The 14,266-nt window shown below is 71.8% G+C and carries 16 protein-coding genes; 7 read left to right on the forward strand and 9 right to left on the reverse strand.

The genetic code is table 11. From position 1 onward, the window contains the following. Positions 1-15 precede the first annotated feature (15 nt). The 4 genes from AC57BS_RS07115 to AC57BS_RS07130 all read right to left on the reverse strand — a co-directional run bounded on the left by AC57BS_RS07115 (position 16) and on the right by AC57BS_RS07130 (position 4,047). Complete coding sequence (locus AC57BS_RS07115) at positions 16-2,010, reverse strand: hypothetical protein (protein WP_496410738.1); 1,995 nt, start codon at positions 2,008-2,010, stop codon at positions 16-18. 148 nt (positions 2,011-2,158) lie between these two features. Continuing rightward, positions 2,159-2,581 (reverse strand): hypothetical protein, encoded by a 423-nt coding sequence (locus AC57BS_RS07120; RefSeq protein ID WP_496410739.1) that lies wholly within the window; start codon positions 2,579-2,581, stop codon positions 2,159-2,161. Positions 2,582-2,628: 47 nt separating this feature from the next. Then, positions 2,629-3,213: a TIGR03086 family metal-binding protein gene (locus AC57BS_RS07125; protein ID WP_496410740.1), complete on the reverse strand. Its 585-nt coding sequence runs from the start codon at positions 3,211-3,213 to the stop codon at positions 2,629-2,631. Between the two features lie 111 nt (positions 3,214-3,324). Next, positions 3,325-4,047: an IclR family transcriptional regulator gene (locus tag AC57BS_RS07130; protein ID WP_090972091.1), complete on the reverse strand. Its 723-nt coding sequence runs from the start codon at positions 4,045-4,047 to the stop codon at positions 3,325-3,327. A gap of 80 nt (positions 4,048-4,127) precedes the next feature. Between AC57BS_RS07130 and leuC the strand changes: the two genes are divergently transcribed. The 3 genes from leuC to AC57BS_RS07145 all read left to right on the forward strand — a co-directional run bounded on the left by leuC (position 4,128) and on the right by AC57BS_RS07145 (position 6,932). Next, positions 4,128-5,540 (forward strand): 3-isopropylmalate dehydratase large subunit, encoded by a 1,413-nt coding sequence (gene leuC, locus AC57BS_RS07135; RefSeq protein WP_496410741.1) that lies wholly within the window; start codon positions 4,128-4,130, stop codon positions 5,538-5,540. Between the two features lie 2 nt (positions 5,541-5,542). Further along, a complete protein-coding gene (gene leuD, locus AC57BS_RS07140) occupies positions 5,543-6,142 on the forward strand; it encodes a 3-isopropylmalate dehydratase small subunit (RefSeq protein ID WP_496410742.1) in 600 nt (199 codons plus the stop codon). 112 nt (positions 6,143-6,254) lie between these two features. Next, positions 6,255-6,932, forward strand: a complete 678-nt coding sequence (locus tag AC57BS_RS07145) for an HU family DNA-binding protein (RefSeq protein ID WP_496410743.1) — start codon at positions 6,255-6,257, stop codon at positions 6,930-6,932. A gap of 26 nt (positions 6,933-6,958) precedes the next feature. Here AC57BS_RS07145 and cofC read toward each other — a convergent pair whose 3' ends face one another. Further along, the gene (gene cofC, locus AC57BS_RS07150) at positions 6,959-7,645 is read right to left on the reverse strand and encodes a 2-phospho-L-lactate guanylyltransferase (protein ID WP_496410744.1); all 687 of its coding nucleotides are present in this window, start codon (positions 7,643-7,645) and stop codon (positions 6,959-6,961) included. A gap of 128 nt (positions 7,646-7,773) precedes the next feature. Between cofC and AC57BS_RS07155 the strand changes: the two genes are divergently transcribed. After that, on the forward strand, positions 7,774-8,553 hold the full coding sequence (locus AC57BS_RS07155) for a lysophospholipid acyltransferase family protein (protein ID WP_496410745.1): 780 nt from the start codon (positions 7,774-7,776) through the stop codon (positions 8,551-8,553). Next, the gene (locus tag AC57BS_RS07160; protein WP_496410746.1) at positions 8,550-9,551 is read left to right on the forward strand and encodes an NAD(P)H-dependent glycerol-3-phosphate dehydrogenase; all 1,002 of its coding nucleotides are present in this window, start codon (positions 8,550-8,552) and stop codon (positions 9,549-9,551) included. The genes AC57BS_RS07155 and AC57BS_RS07160 overlap by 4 nt, the downstream gene beginning before the upstream one ends. Before the next feature lie 161 nt (positions 9,552-9,712). Here AC57BS_RS07160 and AC57BS_RS07165 read toward each other — a convergent pair whose 3' ends face one another. Next, positions 9,713-10,798 (reverse strand): trans-sulfuration enzyme family protein, encoded by a 1,086-nt coding sequence (locus AC57BS_RS07165; RefSeq protein ID WP_496410747.1) that lies wholly within the window; start codon positions 10,796-10,798, stop codon positions 9,713-9,715. Positions 10,799-10,830: 32 nt separating this feature from the next. On the opposite strand from AC57BS_RS07165, the gene AC57BS_RS07170 reads away from it, so the two are divergent. Next, positions 10,831-11,976, forward strand: a complete 1,146-nt coding sequence (locus AC57BS_RS07170; protein WP_496410748.1) for a D-alanine--D-alanine ligase family protein — start codon at positions 10,831-10,833, stop codon at positions 11,974-11,976. Between the two features lie 16 nt (positions 11,977-11,992). Here AC57BS_RS07170 and AC57BS_RS07175 read toward each other — a convergent pair whose 3' ends face one another. Then, positions 11,993-12,496, reverse strand: a complete 504-nt coding sequence (locus AC57BS_RS07175; RefSeq protein WP_496410749.1) for a DUF3515 domain-containing protein — start codon at positions 12,494-12,496, stop codon at positions 11,993-11,995. Positions 12,497-12,501: 5 nt separating this feature from the next. Next, entirely contained in the window at positions 12,502-12,738 is a 237-nt protein-coding gene (locus AC57BS_RS07180; protein WP_496410750.1) for an Lrp/AsnC family transcriptional regulator, read from the reverse strand. 117 nt (positions 12,739-12,855) lie between these two features. On the opposite strand from AC57BS_RS07180, the gene AC57BS_RS07185 reads away from it, so the two are divergent. Continuing rightward, a complete protein-coding gene (locus tag AC57BS_RS07185; RefSeq protein WP_496410751.1) occupies positions 12,856-13,806 on the forward strand; it encodes a thiamine-phosphate kinase in 951 nt (316 codons plus the stop codon). 194 nt (positions 13,807-14,000) lie between these two features. On the opposite strand, the gene rpmB is transcribed toward AC57BS_RS07185, so the two are convergent. Further along, positions 14,001-14,186, reverse strand: a complete 186-nt coding sequence (gene rpmB, locus AC57BS_RS07190) for a 50S ribosomal protein L28 (RefSeq protein ID WP_056602600.1) — start codon at positions 14,184-14,186, stop codon at positions 14,001-14,003. Positions 14,187-14,266 lie beyond the last annotated feature (80 nt).

Raw genomic sequence — 14,266 nt, forward strand, 5'->3', positions numbered from 1 at the left:
TCCTCCGGGCGCCGCTCACCCGGCGTAGCTGGAGATGCCGCCCTCCCCGATGACGATCGCGCTGTCGAACTCGCCGACCGGGCTCTCGGCGACCACCAGCTGGACCTTCACCGGGACGCCGGGAACGACTGGGCGGTCGCAGTACATCTGCGGCGTGACACGCCCGTAGCGCGTCGCGAGCTGGCCGGTGTTGACGACCGTGGCGTCATGGGACGTGACCTCGCCGCACAGCTCGCCGTTGACCCAGATCGCCCCCACGTCCCTGTAGTCCTCCGATTCCTCGGTCCCGAAGATCCACGGGATGCGCAGCCGGTTGAACGCCGGTGTGACCTCGAGGTCGGTGCGGACCACGTCGTGGACGTAGTTGCCGTAGCTGTCCGGCGGGTCGTCCCGGACGAAGCTCGCCACCTCGTTCACGCCACCGGGCAGCTCGACGGCCACTCCGGTGGTCATCGTGTAGCCCGGGATGAACCAGTTCGTCGCGATCGCGTCGGGGAAGGGGGCCCGGATGTTGGTGTTGACCTGCGCGTTGAGTCCCTCGAGCACGTGCGCTTGTTCGACGGCCTTCGGACGAGGACCGTCTGCCTGTGCCAGACGCCACGTCTTCTTCACGAGCTCGTTGTTGCCCGCCTCGAGCTTGAGGCAGCCGAGGAAGGAGAAGCACAGGTTGCCCACCCGGACACCGGCGCCGGCCGACCCCTCGGCGTCGATGTGCCACCACGGGTTGGCGGCCGAGTCGGCCGTGCCGATGACCCCGACGCGGGCCTGCGCATAGGGACCTGCCACGCCGTAGGCGAGGATCGTCAGCCGACCCCGGACATGGGCCTCGGCGGCTGCGCTGGCCTTCATGTCGAAGTAGCTCGAGCCGTCGAAGGTCGGACCGGAGCCGTTGATCTCCGGCGCCTTCCTGAGGCTGACCCTGATGGTGGCCCCGGCGTCGGCGCGCACGCCGCCCCCGAGCTCGATCTTGCCGCTGGCGGTGATGCTGGCTCCCGCGTCGATCCCCAGGTGCGGCACCAGGACCACCGGGATCGGCCCGATCGCGAACGCGATGACCGTGAGGTTCTGGTTGTAGAGCGTCTTCTCGCCCGTGGTGCACGTGCCCTTCGCCTTCGCCCAGGCACGCGCGTTGACGGTCGCGTCGATCGACATCCCCATCTGCACGTAGGGATTCGCCTTCCACGGCTTGTACCACTTCCAGTCCGCGACGCCGCCACTGAAGGACCCGTTGAGGTTCGCGTCCCCGGTGAGCTCTGCACCCGCCTCCATCGACCCTGAGCAGCCGGCCGACGTGGAGCCGCTGCCGCGCCGGGGCGTGCCCGCGCCGAGACGGCCCTGGATCGGGACGGTCGTGTCGATCGGCACGTCGTACTCGCCCCGCAGCACCGCCTCCTGGATGCCGGCGATCCGGACCTCGTGCTCCCAGCCGGCAGACGTCTTCCTCGCGGACAGGACCGCGACGAGCGCGCCGTACGGCGTCCGGGGCGTGACGCCGGCTGCGAGGACGGTCCCGTCCGCGGCGCGCCTCGCCAGCGTGATCACGCCGGTGCGGTCGGCCGCGCTCGGCGCGGTGAAGGCCTTGATGTCCCGCGCCTTCAGCACCTTGGCAGCCGACGACACCACCGTCGGGAAGCTGACGCGGGAGACGGCGCGACGCCCCGCCCGCACCCGGACGCGTGGCTTGCTGACCGCCGGGTGCGCGGTCCAGTCCTCGGTGCGCACCCGGGCGGCCCTCACCCGGTAGCGGCCCGGAGCGAGGTTGCGCAGGACCGTCGTGCTCGTCAGCACGCGCTTGAAGCGCTGGGGCCCGCGGACGACGACCCGGCGCTGTCCGGGGAGCGAAGCCACCTTGACCTTCAGGGTGCCGAGGCGTGCGTCGCCCGAGGCGCGCGCGTGCGCCGGACCGTCGGCGAGGACGGGGCCCGCCGTCGCGGCTGGGACGAGGAGAGCGACGGCCGCGACGCACGCCAGGGCAAGGCGTCGAGCAGGCGCGGGGTGGGTGTGGGACATGGCGACCTCCGAGGTGCGATGCGACCAGGACCGCGAGCACTGCAGCAGGCCGTCGGGCCGCGTCCCTGCCGGGATCCTGCCACCGCGGACCGGCTCCGTCAGGCAAACGTCGCAGCTTCTCCAGCAGAGCCTGCAGGTGTGCGGCGGCTCAGTCGTCCGAGGGAGGCATGCTGCCGCCGATGGCCGCACCGACCCCGGCAGGCAGGAAGACCAGGCCGGCAGTGAAGACGGCGAGGAAGGCGTCGAGCCGGAGCCGCTCGGCGATGTTCATGCTGTCGTCGACCTCGACCGCGGCCAGACCGAGCAGCCACAGGAGCCCGAACGCAACGGCGACGATCGCCCAGGTCGCCGTGGTCGACGCCGCACCCCGCCGACGTCCGTCGACGTACGCCCAGCCGAAGCTGACGGCCACCACGACGCCGAACGCGATCAGGCCCGCGCCGATGTTGGCGCCGCCGCCGTCGTCGGGGAACAGGAAGGGCAGGGCGGCGTAGTAGCCGGCCAGTGCGGCGCCCATCACGACGAGGCGCACGAGAACGCGGACGAGGGTGGCGATGGCGTGGTGTCCCATGTCCCCAGCCTGCGCCTCGCAGTTGCGACTCGACACCGCCGACGTACTCAGGCGGGCGCCCAGTGCGGGTCGCGACCTGAGCGAGCCAGCAGGTGGTCGAAGACGGGAGCATCGGGACTGACGGTCCTCGAGGGCCCGAAGAGCCCCGGCGTGCCACCTTCGTCGAAGCTGCCGACGAATGCCATGCACGCCTGCGCGGTGGCGTCGTCGCAGTCGTAGGTCTGTCCCGTGGCGCGCGCCAGGTCCCACCCGTGGAGCACGAGCTCGTCGAGGGCCACCAGGCCGGCGACCTCGCCGGGCAGGTCGACGCCGCCGGCGCGGGTCATCCCCTCCCACGCGTCCGGGTTGCGCCAGGCCGCGGCGAGTGCGGGAATGCGCTGCCCGAGCGCCTCGCGCCACCCGGGTTCGACGTCCGGCCAGCCGCCGTCGCCCGGGTTGGTGTCGGTGAGGGGGCCGAAGTCCTTGTCGGCCGCGGCCCGGAAAGCCACGGCCAGTCCGGCGATGTGCTGTACGAGCTGGCCGACGCGCCGCCCCTCGCACGGGGTCGGCGCAGCGAGCTGGTCGTCGCCGACGTGGGCGGCGACGTCCAGCAGGCGCTCGCAGGCGGGGCCGAGGTCCACGAGATCGCTCATGGGCCCACCCTGCCCGAGACCGCCGACCCTGAGAAGGGTGGCGGCAGATCGCGGGTCGACGGGGCCGGGGCGTGCGAGGTGCCGCCACCTTCGGCGTACGGGCCGCGAGGGCTACTCCGACGCGGCGCGGCGCAGCGACTCCGAGAGCCGGTCGGCCGCGGCGAGGACCGCGGGCGCGTGCATCCGGCCGGGCTGGCGCGAGAGGCGCTCGAGGGGGCCGGAGACAGACACGGCGGCGATGACCTTGCCGCCGGGGGAGCGGACCGGGGCCGACACCGAGGCGACGCCCTGCTCGCGCTCGCCGACGGACTGCGACCACCCGCGGCGGCGGATGCCGGACAGCGCGGTCGCGGAGAACGCGGCGTTCTGGAGGCCGCGGTGCATCCGCTCCGGGTCCTCCCAGGCGAGCAGGATCTGTGCGGCGGACCCGGCGTTCATGGTGAGCTGCGAGCCGACCGGGATCGTGTCGCGCAGGCCCGACGGGCGCTCTGCGGCAGCGACGCACACGCGGTGCTCGCCCTGCCTGCGCCAGAGCTGTGCCGACTCGCCGGTGATGTCGCGCAGTCGCGCCAGGACCGGGCCGGCGGCCGCCAGCAGGCGGTCCTCGCCGGCAGCGGCGGACAGCTCCGCGAGCCGCGGGCCGAGCACGAAGCGGCCCTGCATGTCGCGGGCCACGAGACGGTGGTGCTCGAGCGCGACCGCGAGGCGGTGCGCGGTCGGTCGGGCCAGCCCGGTGCCGGCCACCAGCCCGGCCAGGGTGGCCGGTCCGGCCTCGAGGGCCGCGAGCACGAGCGCGGCCTTGTCCAGCACTCCGACACCAGATCCGTTGTCCATATGCCGATATTCTCATCTCAGAGAGTGGGATGCAAGATGTAGCGTCGTCCCACCGCAATGCAGCAGAAGGAGTTTGTGTCATGGGCAAGACCCTGTCCGAGAAGGTCTGGGACGAGCACGTCGTCCGGAGCGCCGCAGGAGAGCCCGACCTGCTCTACATCGACCTCCACCTCCTCCACGAGGTGACCTCGCCGCAGGCCTTCGACGGCCTGCGCCTCGCCAACCGTACGGTGCGCCGCCCCGACCTCACGCTGGCGACCGAGGACCACAACGTCCCGACCCTCGACTGGGACAAGCCGATCGCCGACCCGGTGAGCCGCACGCAGGTCGAGACGCTGCGCAAGAACTGCGCCGACTTCGGCGTACGCCTCCACCCGCTCGGCGACATCGAGCAGGGCATCGTCCACGTCGTCGGCCCGCAGCTCGGTCTGACCCAGCCGGGCATGACCATCGTGTGCGGCGACTCGCACACCTCCACGCACGGCGCCTTCGGCGCGATCGCATTCGGCATCGGCACCTCCGAGGTCGAGCACGTCCTCGCCACGCAGACGCTGACGCAGGCCAAGCCCAAGACCATGGCGGTCACCGTCAACGGCAGCCTGCCCGAGGGCGTCACCGCCAAGGACCTCGTCCTCACCCTGATCACCCACACCGGCACCGGCGGCGGCCAGGGCTACATCGTCGAGTACCGCGGCCAGGCCATCGAGGAGCTCTCGATGGAGGGCCGGATGACCGTGTGCAACATGTCGATCGAGTGGGGCGCCAAGGCCGGACTCATCGCCCCCGACCAGACGACCTTCGACTACATCGAGGGCAAGCCCGAGGCGCCGAAGGGCGCCGACTGGGACGCCGCCGTCGCACACTGGAGGACGCTGCGCACCGACGACGACGCCGTCTTCGACAAGGAGATCGAGCTCGACGCGTCGACGATGACGCCGTTCGTCACCTGGGGCACCAACCCCGGCCAGGGTGCGCCCCTCGGCGCCAGCGTGCCGAGCCCGGACGACTTCGACGAGCCCAACGACAAGATCGCGACCGAGAAGGCCCTCCAGTACATGGGCCTCGAGGCCGGCACCCCGCTGCGCGAGGTCAAGGTCGACACCGTCTTCGTCGGCTCCTGCACCAACGGCCGCATCGAGGACCTGCGCCTGGCGGCGTCGATCCTCGAGGGCCGTACGGTCGCCGCCGACACGCGCCTGCTCGTGGTGCCCGGCTCGGTGCGCGTACGCCTCCAGGCCGAGGCGGAGGGACTGGACAAGGTCTTCGTCGCCGCCGGTGCCGAGTGGCGCGGCGCGGGGTGCTCGATGTGCCTGGGCATGAACCCCGACCAGCTCGCACCCGGCGAGCGCAGCGCGTCGACGTCCAACCGCAACTTCGAGGGCCGGCAGGGCAAGGGCGGTCGTACGCACCTCGTGTCCGTCCCCGTCGCCGCGGCAACCGCCGTGCGCGGCACCCTCTCCAGCCCAGCCGACCTCACGCCGATCGGAGCCTGACCATGGACAAGTTCACCACCCACACCGGCGTCGGCGTCCCGCTCAAGCGCAGCAACGTCGACACCGACCAGATCATCCCGGCGGTCTACCTCAAGCGCGTGACGCGCACCGGCTTCGAGGACGGGCTGTTCGCCGCCTGGCGCAACGACCCCGACTTCGTGCTCAACAACCCGACCTACACCAGCGGTTCCGTGCTCGTCGCGGGTCCCGACTTCGGCACGGGCAGCTCGCGTGAGCACGCCGTGTGGGCGCTGCAGAACTACGGCTTCAAGGTCGTCATCTCCTCGCGCTTCGCCGACATCTTCCGCGGCAACTCCGGCAAGGCCGGGCTGCTCGCGGCGCAGGTCGACGAGAAGGTCGTGCAGCGGTTGTGGGACTGGCTCGAGGACAACCCGGGCGGCGAGATCACCGTGGACCTGGAGAGCCGTACGGTCCGCGCCGGTGCCGGCGAGGACGCCGTCGAGGACTCCTTCGACATCGACGACTACACGCGCTGGCGGCTCCTCGAGGGCCTCGACGACATCGGGATCACGCTCTCGCACGACGACACGATCACCGCCTTCGAGGTGGGACGGCCGGTCTGGAAGCCCGTCACTGCCTGAAAAACCCCTACAAACAGGGGCTTTGGTGATTGTTCTCACCCTTCCATGTGCCTAGCGTGCCTTGGAGAGTCGAGCACGAGCTCGGCGCCAGGTTCATTGGGAAGGGAAGCTAGTGAACAAGTCAGAGCTCATCGACGCGCTCGCCGCGCGTTACGAGGGGAACCGCAAGCAGGCGGCCCACGCACTGGAGTCGGTGCTCGACACCATCACCCGCGAGGTCGCCAAGGGCGAGAAGGTCGCGATCACGGGCTTCGGCTCCTTCGAGAAGGCCGTCCGCAACGCGCGGTGGGTGCGCAACCCGCAGACCGGCGAGCGGATGAAGTCCAAGAAGAAGGCCGTGCCGAAGTTCTCCGCCGGCAAGGAGCTCAAGGACGTCATCTCCGGTGCGAAGAAGCTCCCGAAGCTGACCGCGGCCACCATGCCGAAGCCGCCCGGCGTACGCGTCGCAGCGGCCGTCGTCGCCAGCGCCACCGGCAAGAAGGCCGCCCCGGCCAGGTCGACGGCGTCGAAGTCGGCCGCCCCGGCCAAGAAGGCGACCGCCACGAAGTCCGCTCCTGCGAAGAAGGCGGCCCCCGCCAAGAAGGCCGCCGCCAAGAAGTCGGCGCCGGCCAAGAAGACCACGGCCGCCAAGGCGCCGGCCAAGAAGGCCGCCGCCAAGAAGTCGACGTCGGCCTCGTCCACCACCGCCAAGAAGACCACGGCCAAGAAGACCGCACCCGCCAAGACGGCTGCCGCGAAGAAGGCGCCCGCCAAGAAGGCACCTGCCAAGAAGGCCGCCAAGAAGTCCTGAGCCGCGGGCTCCGAGCAGAGGGCGGGTCACCCCAGCGGGGTGGCCCGCCCTTCGCATGCACGCGAGGTGTGCGGCCCGACGCCCGCGAGCAGCGCAGCGTCGAGGTCGGCGAGGTGGTCGACGTCCGTACGCACGCTGGTGGCGGTGGTGCCCGCCTCGACGGCGCCGGCGCTGCGGTGCCGCGCGGCCGACTCCGGGCCGAACCGAGGCTCGAAGTGCTCAGCGGCCGCGGCGTACAGGGTCGTGCCGGTCCCGGCGCGGTCGGGCACGAACGCGGAGCGCCCGGCAGCGACGTGCTCGGCCACCTCGAGGAGCACCGCCGCGAGCTCGACCGGTCGCAGACCGGGCAGGTCGGCGCACAGGGCGACCGGCACCGCCCCCGGCCAGCGGCGTACGACCTCGGCGACGGCCTGGACGAGCGTCGCGTTGAGGTCCTCGCTCGTCCCGTCCGGCATCACCTCGCAGCCGAGCGCGCGCATCGAGGACGCCAGCCGGAAGTCGTCGGTGACGACCAGCACGGCCTCCACGCCGGGCGTCGACGCGGCCGCCTGGGCGGTGTCGAGAGCGAACGCCTCGGCAACGTCGCGGCGTGCCTGATCACCCAGCCCGGTCAGTCGGGACTTGCCGACGGCAGGCGGCTTGACGGGCACGACGACCACGCACCTGTCCGGGACGGACGGGGCCGGCGAGGGAGCGGACATCGGAGCGGGCATCGCGACGATCCTCCCACCCCGGACCAGCGCGCCGGTGGGGTCCGCGCACCGGGGTGACCGAGTAGCCTGCTCGCGACGCAGGGAGCGTCCGGGCACGGCCCGCGGGAGATCTGGTCGAGAGGGAGACGGTGCGCGTCAGGAAGCTGGAGCAGCCGCGCGGCTGGGCGATGACCGTTGCTGCGGCCATCCTCAAGCCCACCTTGCTCCCGGCCACGTCGCGCACCTGGATCGACGGGGAGAAGATCCCGGCCACGGGTGGGTGCATCGTCGCGATCAACCACATCTCCCACGTCGACCCGCTGCTGTCGGCACACTTCGTCTACGACCACGGCCGGCTCCCGCGCTACCTCGCGAAGTCGAGCCTGTTCACCAACAAGTACCTCGGCGGGTTCCTGACCTCCGCCGGTCAGATCCCCGTCGAGCGGCTGAGCCGCAACGCGATCGGAGCGTACGACGCGGCGGTGCGCGCGATCGGCGACGGCGAGTGCATCGTGATCTATCCCGAGGGCACCCTGACCCGCGACCCGGACCTCTGGCCGATGAAGGGCAAGACGGGTGCCGCCCGGATCGCCCTCGCCACGGGCTGTCCGGTGATCCCGGTGGGCCAGTGGGGCGCGCAGCAGGTGCTGCCGCCCTACACGAAGCGGCCGCACCTCGTCCCGCGCAAGAACATCGTGATGAAGGCGGGCGACCCGGTGCCGCTCGACGACCTGGTCGCCCAGCCGCACTCGGCCGAGACGACGGCGCAGGCCACCGAACGGATCATGTCGGCCATCACCGCGCTCGTCGCGGACATCCGCGACGAACCGGCTCCTGACCGGCGCTACGACCCGCGTGCCAGCGGGGTGCGCGAGATCGGCAACCCCTACGACGAACCCCACCGAACGAAGAGGAAGCGCAGCCGATGACCAAGATCGCAGTCTTCAGTGCCGGATCGTGGGGCACCGCGTTCTCGCTCGTGCTCGCCGACGCCGGCAACGACGTGTCGCTGTGGGCCCGGCGCGACGAGGTCGTGGAGGCGATCAACCACCGCCGGGAGAACACCGACTACCTCCCCGGCATCGAGCTGCCGCCGTCGATCACGGCGTCCACCGATCCCGAGCAGGTCGCCGCCGACGCCGACGTCGTGGTGCTCACGGTGCCGTCGCAGAGCCTCCGCGAGAACCTCACCGCGTGGGCCCCGGTCCTGCCGGAGAAGGCGACCCTGGTGTCGCTGATGAAGGGCGTCGAGCTCGGCACCCTGATGCGGATGAGCGAGGTCATCCAGGAGGTCACCGACGCCTCCGCCGACCGGATCGCCGTCGTCAGCGGACCCAACCTGGCGCGCGAGATCGCCCGCCGCGAGCCGGCCGCCTCCGTCGTCGCCTGCCTCGACGAGGAGCGCGCCAAGCACATCCAGGCCATCACCCACGGACCGTCGTGGCGGCCCTACACGTCGGTGGACGTCCTCGGCTGCGAGATCGGCGGGGCCTACAAGAACGTCGTCGGCCTCGCCGTCGGCATGGCCGTCGGGCTGGGCTTCGGCGACAACACGACGGCCTCGGTCATCACCCGCGGACTCGCCGAGACCGCCCGGCTCGCGACGGCGCAGGGCGCGAACCCGCTGACGCTCATGGGCCTCGCCGGCCTCGGTGACCTCGTCGCCACCTGCTCCTCGCCGCTCTCGCGCAACCGCACCTTCGGCGAGCGGCTCGGCCAGGGGATGACCACCGAGGAGATCTACGCCTCGACCCGCCAGGTCGCCGAGGGCGCGAAGTCCTGCAAGTCGCTGCTCGAGCTGGCCCGGCGTACGGGCGTCGACGCACCGATCGCCGAGGCGGTGGACGCCGTCGTGGACGGCAAGATGACCGCGCTCGACATGATGAACTCCTTCATCGCCCGCGACACCAAGGCCGAGATGGGTTGAGCGAGGAACGAGCTCAGCCCATCTCATCGGTGGTCGAGTGGCTCCCGAGGCTGAGGAACGAAGCCTCGACGGAGCTGTATCGAGACCCGGTCAGTTGAGGAGCAGCCGCAACCACGTGGTTTCGACACGGTCGCTGCGCGACCTGCTCAACCAGCGTCGGATCAGCCGACGCACCCGTCGAGCGCCGTCCGGAGGTCCTCCCAGAGGTCCTCGACGTCCTCGATCCCGACCGACAACCGGACCAGCCCCTCGGGGATGGTCGCAGCCTCCGCCTTCCAGCGACGCCGGCGCTCGAGGCTCGACTCCACGCCGCCGAGGGAGGTGGCGTGGATCCAGAGCCGGGTCTTGCGGCTGAGCAGGTCGGCGGCCATCTCGCCCTGGGCGAGCACGATGCTGACGATCCCGCCGAAGCCGGGGTAGCGCACCTCGGAGAGGGCCGGGTGATCGCCGAGCCGGCGCACGAGCTCCTGGGCGTTGGCCTGCGCGCGCTCGACGCGCAGGTGGAGGGTTCGCAGGCCGCGCAACGTCAGCCACGCCTCGAACGGGCCGGGGATCGCTCCGACGAGGTCGCGCCGCCCCTTGAGCACGGTCCAGAGCTCGTCGTCGCGGGTCACGATGGCGCCCAGCTGCACGTCGGAGTGGCCGGCGAGGTACTTCGTCGCGGAGTGCACGACGAGGTCCACGTCGTCCTCGAGCGGCCTCTGCAGCAGGGGAGTGGCGAAGGTGTTGTCGACGACGACGTACGCCCCGGCCTCGTGCGCCGCGGCGGTGATCGTGGGGATGTCGGCGATCTCCAGCGCGGGGTTCGTCGGCGACTCGAGCCACACCAGGGCCGCGCCGTCGCACGCCTTGACGACGGCGTCGGTGTCGGTGATGTCGACCATCTCGGCCGTCAGGCGGCCGCGGGACTCGAGGTCGGCGAGCTGCATGATCGTGCCGGTGTAGGCGTGCCTGGGCACCACGACCCTGCCCTCCTTGCCGACCAGGTCGAGGACGGTGGCGACGGCCGCGAGGCCGGAGGCGAAGGTCAGGCACCGTCCCCCCTCGAGCGCGCCGAGCGCGTCCTCCAGCGCCGTCCACGTGGGGTTGCCGTAACGGCCGTACTCCACCTCGCCGCCGGCGACGTAGGTCGCGGCCATCGTGATCGGGGTGTTGAGCGGGGCGTCCGGCACCCGGTCCGGGCGTCCGGCCGTGACGGCGATCGTGCTGGGCCGGAGGGACGAGGTCGAGGACGGGTCTGCAGCCATGCTCGCCAGCGTAGGTGGATAGGGTCACCGGGATGAACACGGCGATGAACGAGACCTCCCCGAACGGGGACGCCCGCAAGCCACGCGTCGCCGTGGTGTTCGGCGGCCGCTCCTCCGAGCACGGCATCTCGTGCGTCACCGCGGGGAGCGTGCTGGCCGCGATCGACCGCGAGGCGTACGACGTGGTGCCGGTCGGCATCGCCACCGACGGCCGCTGGGTGCTCGAGGCCGACGAGCCCGGCCGGCTCGCCATCCGCGGCAACGACCTCCCCGAGGTCGATCCCGACCGCTCGCCGGTCGCCCTGATGGGCGCGACCACCGGCACCGACCTCGTGGTCACCGAGCCGTCGAGCGTCCCCTCGGTGATCGGCGAGGTCGACGTGGTCTTCCCGCTGCTCCACGGGCCGTGGGGCGAGGACGGCACCCTGCAGGGGATGCTCGAGATGGCAGGCGTGCGCTACGTCGGTTCCGGCGTCCTGGCCTCGGCGGTCGGCATGGACAAGGCCTTCATGAAGGTCGTCCTCCAGTCCGCCGGCCTGCCGGTGACGCCCGGCATCGTCGTGACCCGCTCCGAGCTCGAGCAGGACCCGGTCGGCGTGCGCGCCCGCGTCGAGGAGCTCGGCTTCCCCTCCTTCGCCAAGCCGGCCCGCGCCGGGTCGAGCATGGGCATCAGCAAGGTCCACGACGCCTCCGAGATCGAGGACGCCCTCGAGGAGGCCTTCCGCCACGACCCCAAGGTGCTGGTGGAGCAGTCGATGGAGGGGGCCCGCGAGATCGAGTGCGGCGTCCTCGGCACCCTCGAGGGACCGCCCGAGACGTCGCGGCCCGGCGAGGTCCGCACGGGTGGCGACCACGAGTTCTACGACTTCGAGGCCAAGTACCTCGCCGACCAGCACACCGAGATCGACATCCCCGCCGAGCTGCCCGCCGAGGTCGAGCAGCAGCTGCGGGCCATGGCGGTGCGCGCCTTCGAGGCACTGGCGTGCGAGGGCCTGGCACGCGTCGACTTCTTCGTCATGCCCGACGGCACGCTGGTCATCAACGAGCTCAACACGATGCCGGGCTTCACGCCCACGTCGATGTACCCCCAGCTGTGGGCGTCCACCGGCATGACCTACCCCGAGCTCGTCGACCGCCTCGTCCAGCTGGCGCTGCGCCGCGACACCGGCCTGCGCTGAACGCTCGCCCGAGGTCCTACAGGCAGGACAACCCCTCGCCGAGGTGCTCCTCGAGCGCCGGTGCGAGCTCCGCGAGCGCGCGGTCGATGCCCAGGGTGCGGTAGTCGGCCGGCACCAGCACCTCGACGTAGGGTGTACGGCTGAGGGCGATCGGTGTCGCGTCCTCGTCCTGGTCGGTCAGCTGGTCGTCGGGGACGTACCACCCGACGCCCCCGATCACGCTGCACTCGGCGGTCGGCTCGTAGTCCGCAGGCTGCGGGACCCCGCACGTGAGGACGTACGCCGGGTCGCCCCACGCGGCGCCCAGCGCGCCCTCGGGCTCGACTGCCACGCGGTCCTCCCCGGCCAGCGTCTCGGGCAGGTCGGCGACGAGGGCCTCGCACGCGGCGCGATCGGCACCGGAGAGGTCCTGGTCGTCGATGGTGATCGTGCTGCTGCACCCGGCCAGCGCCAGGCAGGCAGCAGCGGACGCGACGACGCCCCGGCTCCGGGTGGAGCCGAGGCGTCGTGCGGGTGGCACTCGGATCAGATGTGGACGACCGGGCACGTCAGCGTGCGCGTGATGCCGTCGAGGTTCTGCACCTTGGAGACGACGAGCTTGCCGAGCTCGTCGACGTTCTTGGCCTCGGCGCGGACGATCACGTCGTAGGGACCGGTCACGTCCTCGGCGAGGGTGACGCCGCTGATCTGCGCGATCTCGCGGGCGACCTCGGCGGCCTTGCCGACGTCGGTCTGGATCAGGATGTAGGCCTGGACGACCATCGTGGACTCCTCGGTCTCGTTCAACGGGTGTGACCGGCACAACCTACCGCGCCGCGCGGGCGGGCGGACAGGGGATGGGTGCCTGTGGTCACAGTCGCCGTCTGGTGGGATGGGGGCATGGCACTCGACGCGGACGCAACCCTCGGCGATGCAGGAGAGTTCGGCCTGATCTCGCAGCTCGTGGAGATCTTCGAGGGCGACGAGCACGTGCTCGTCGGACCCGGCGACGACGCCGCTGTCCTGCGCATCAAGCACGGCCACGTCGTCGTCTCCACCGATCTCATGGTCGAGGGTCGCCACTTCCGCCGCGACTGGGCCAGCGCCGCCGACGTGGGCCACCGAGCGGCCGCCCAGAACCTCTCCGACATCAACGCCATGGGCGGCACCGCCCGTCACCTCACGATCGGCCTGGCCGCTCCCGCGGACCTCCCGGTGGCGTGGGCGCTCGACTTCGCCCGTGGGTTCGCGGAGGAGTGCGCGAGCATCGGCGCGACCGTCGTCGGCGGCGACGTGACCCGGGCCGACCAGGTGATGGTCGCGGTGACCGTGCTGGGCCAGTGCACGCAGGCGCCGGTGCTCCGCTCGGGCGCCCGGCCCGGCGACGTGCTCGCGCTCACCGGCCGCCAGGGTTGGGCGGCCGGAGGGCTGGCGGTCCTGGGCCGCGGCTTCCGCTCGCCGCGGGTGCTCGTCGAGGCCTACCGCCGCCCGGAGCCCCCGTACGCCGCGGGCAAGCAGGCTGCCGAGGCCGGCGCGACCTCGCTCATCGACGTCTCCGACGGCCTCCTCGCCGAGGCCGGGCACCTCGCGGAGGCGAGCGGTGTCGCCATCGACGTGCGCACGGGCGCCTTCGAGATCCCCGAGCCGCTCCAGGCCGTCGGCGCCGCGCTCGGGGCCGACCCCCTCCAGTTCATCCTCGGCGGGGGAGACGACCACGCGCTGCTGGCGACCTTCCCCGACCTCGCCTCGGTGCCGTCCGGCTGGCAGGTCGTCGGCGAGGTGACCGAGGGCGAGGGGGTGACCGTCGACGGCGGGGCCTACGAGGGCCCGACCGGCTGGACGCACTTCTGAGCGCGTCCCGCGGGATTGGCTGCGGACCTGGTGGGGGAGTCCGACACCTGGAGGGGGTTGTGAAGGCCTCCAGGTGACGGAGTCCCCGCTCGAGCGGGGACTCCCCCGAGCGGGGCCGCCCCGGGATCCGGTTCGAGGAACGACGAAGCCCCCGCCGCATCAGCGACGGGGGCTCACGTACGGGTCTGGTCAGGTCAGCGGGAGACCTTGCCGGCCTTGAGGCAGCCGGTGCAGACGTTGAGGCGCTTGGGCGTGCCGTTCACGGTCGCCCGGACGCGCTGGATGTTGGGGTTGAAGCGACGCTTCGTGATCTTGCGCGACCAGGGACGGTTGTTTCCGAAGCCCGGCTTCTTGGCGCAGATGTCGCAGACGGCAGCCACCGTGCACTCCGATCCGTTCGAGGTTGATTGAGGTTCGAGAGGCCTGCACGCCGCACGAAGCGGCACGAGGCAACCGGGCA

The sequence above is a fragment of the Nocardioides sp. BGA-UO-ETr-FS32 genome (genome assembly GCF_059567905.1).

What these genes read in the sequence shown, in the direction of transcription:
- AC57BS_RS07115 (WP_496410738.1), bottom strand. Translation starts at nt 2,010, where the DNA reads ATGTCCCACACCCACCCCGCGCCTGCTCGACGCCTTGCCCTGGCGTGC.
- AC57BS_RS07120 (WP_496410739.1), bottom strand. Translation starts at nt 2,581, where the DNA reads ATGGGACACCACGCCATCGCCACCCTCGTCCGCGTTCTCGTGCGCCTC.
- AC57BS_RS07125 (WP_496410740.1), bottom strand. Translation starts at nt 3,213, where the DNA reads ATGAGCGATCTCGTGGACCTCGGCCCCGCCTGCGAGCGCCTGCTGGAC.
- AC57BS_RS07130 (WP_090972091.1), bottom strand. Translation starts at nt 4,047, where the DNA reads ATGGACAACGGATCTGGTGTCGGAGTGCTGGACAAGGCCGCGCTCGTG.
- leuC (WP_496410741.1), top strand. Translation starts at nt 4,128, where the DNA reads ATGGGCAAGACCCTGTCCGAGAAGGTCTGGGACGAGCACGTCGTCCGG.
- leuD (WP_496410742.1), top strand. Translation starts at nt 5,543, where the DNA reads ATGGACAAGTTCACCACCCACACCGGCGTCGGCGTCCCGCTCAAGCGC.
- cofC (WP_496410744.1), bottom strand. Translation starts at nt 7,645, where the DNA reads ATGCCCGCTCCGATGTCCGCTCCCTCGCCGGCCCCGTCCGTCCCGGAC.
- AC57BS_RS07160 (WP_496410746.1), top strand. Translation starts at nt 8,550, where the DNA reads ATGACCAAGATCGCAGTCTTCAGTGCCGGATCGTGGGGCACCGCGTTC.
- AC57BS_RS07165 (WP_496410747.1), bottom strand. Translation starts at nt 10,798, where the DNA reads ATGGCTGCAGACCCGTCCTCGACCTCGTCCCTCCGGCCCAGCACGATC.
- AC57BS_RS07170 (WP_496410748.1), top strand. Translation starts at nt 10,831, where the DNA reads ATGAACACGGCGATGAACGAGACCTCCCCGAACGGGGACGCCCGCAAG.
- AC57BS_RS07180 (WP_496410750.1), bottom strand. Translation starts at nt 12,738, where the DNA reads ATGGTCGTCCAGGCCTACATCCTGATCCAGACCGACGTCGGCAAGGCC.
- AC57BS_RS07185 (WP_496410751.1), top strand. Translation starts at nt 12,856, where the DNA reads ATGGCACTCGACGCGGACGCAACCCTCGGCGATGCAGGAGAGTTCGGC.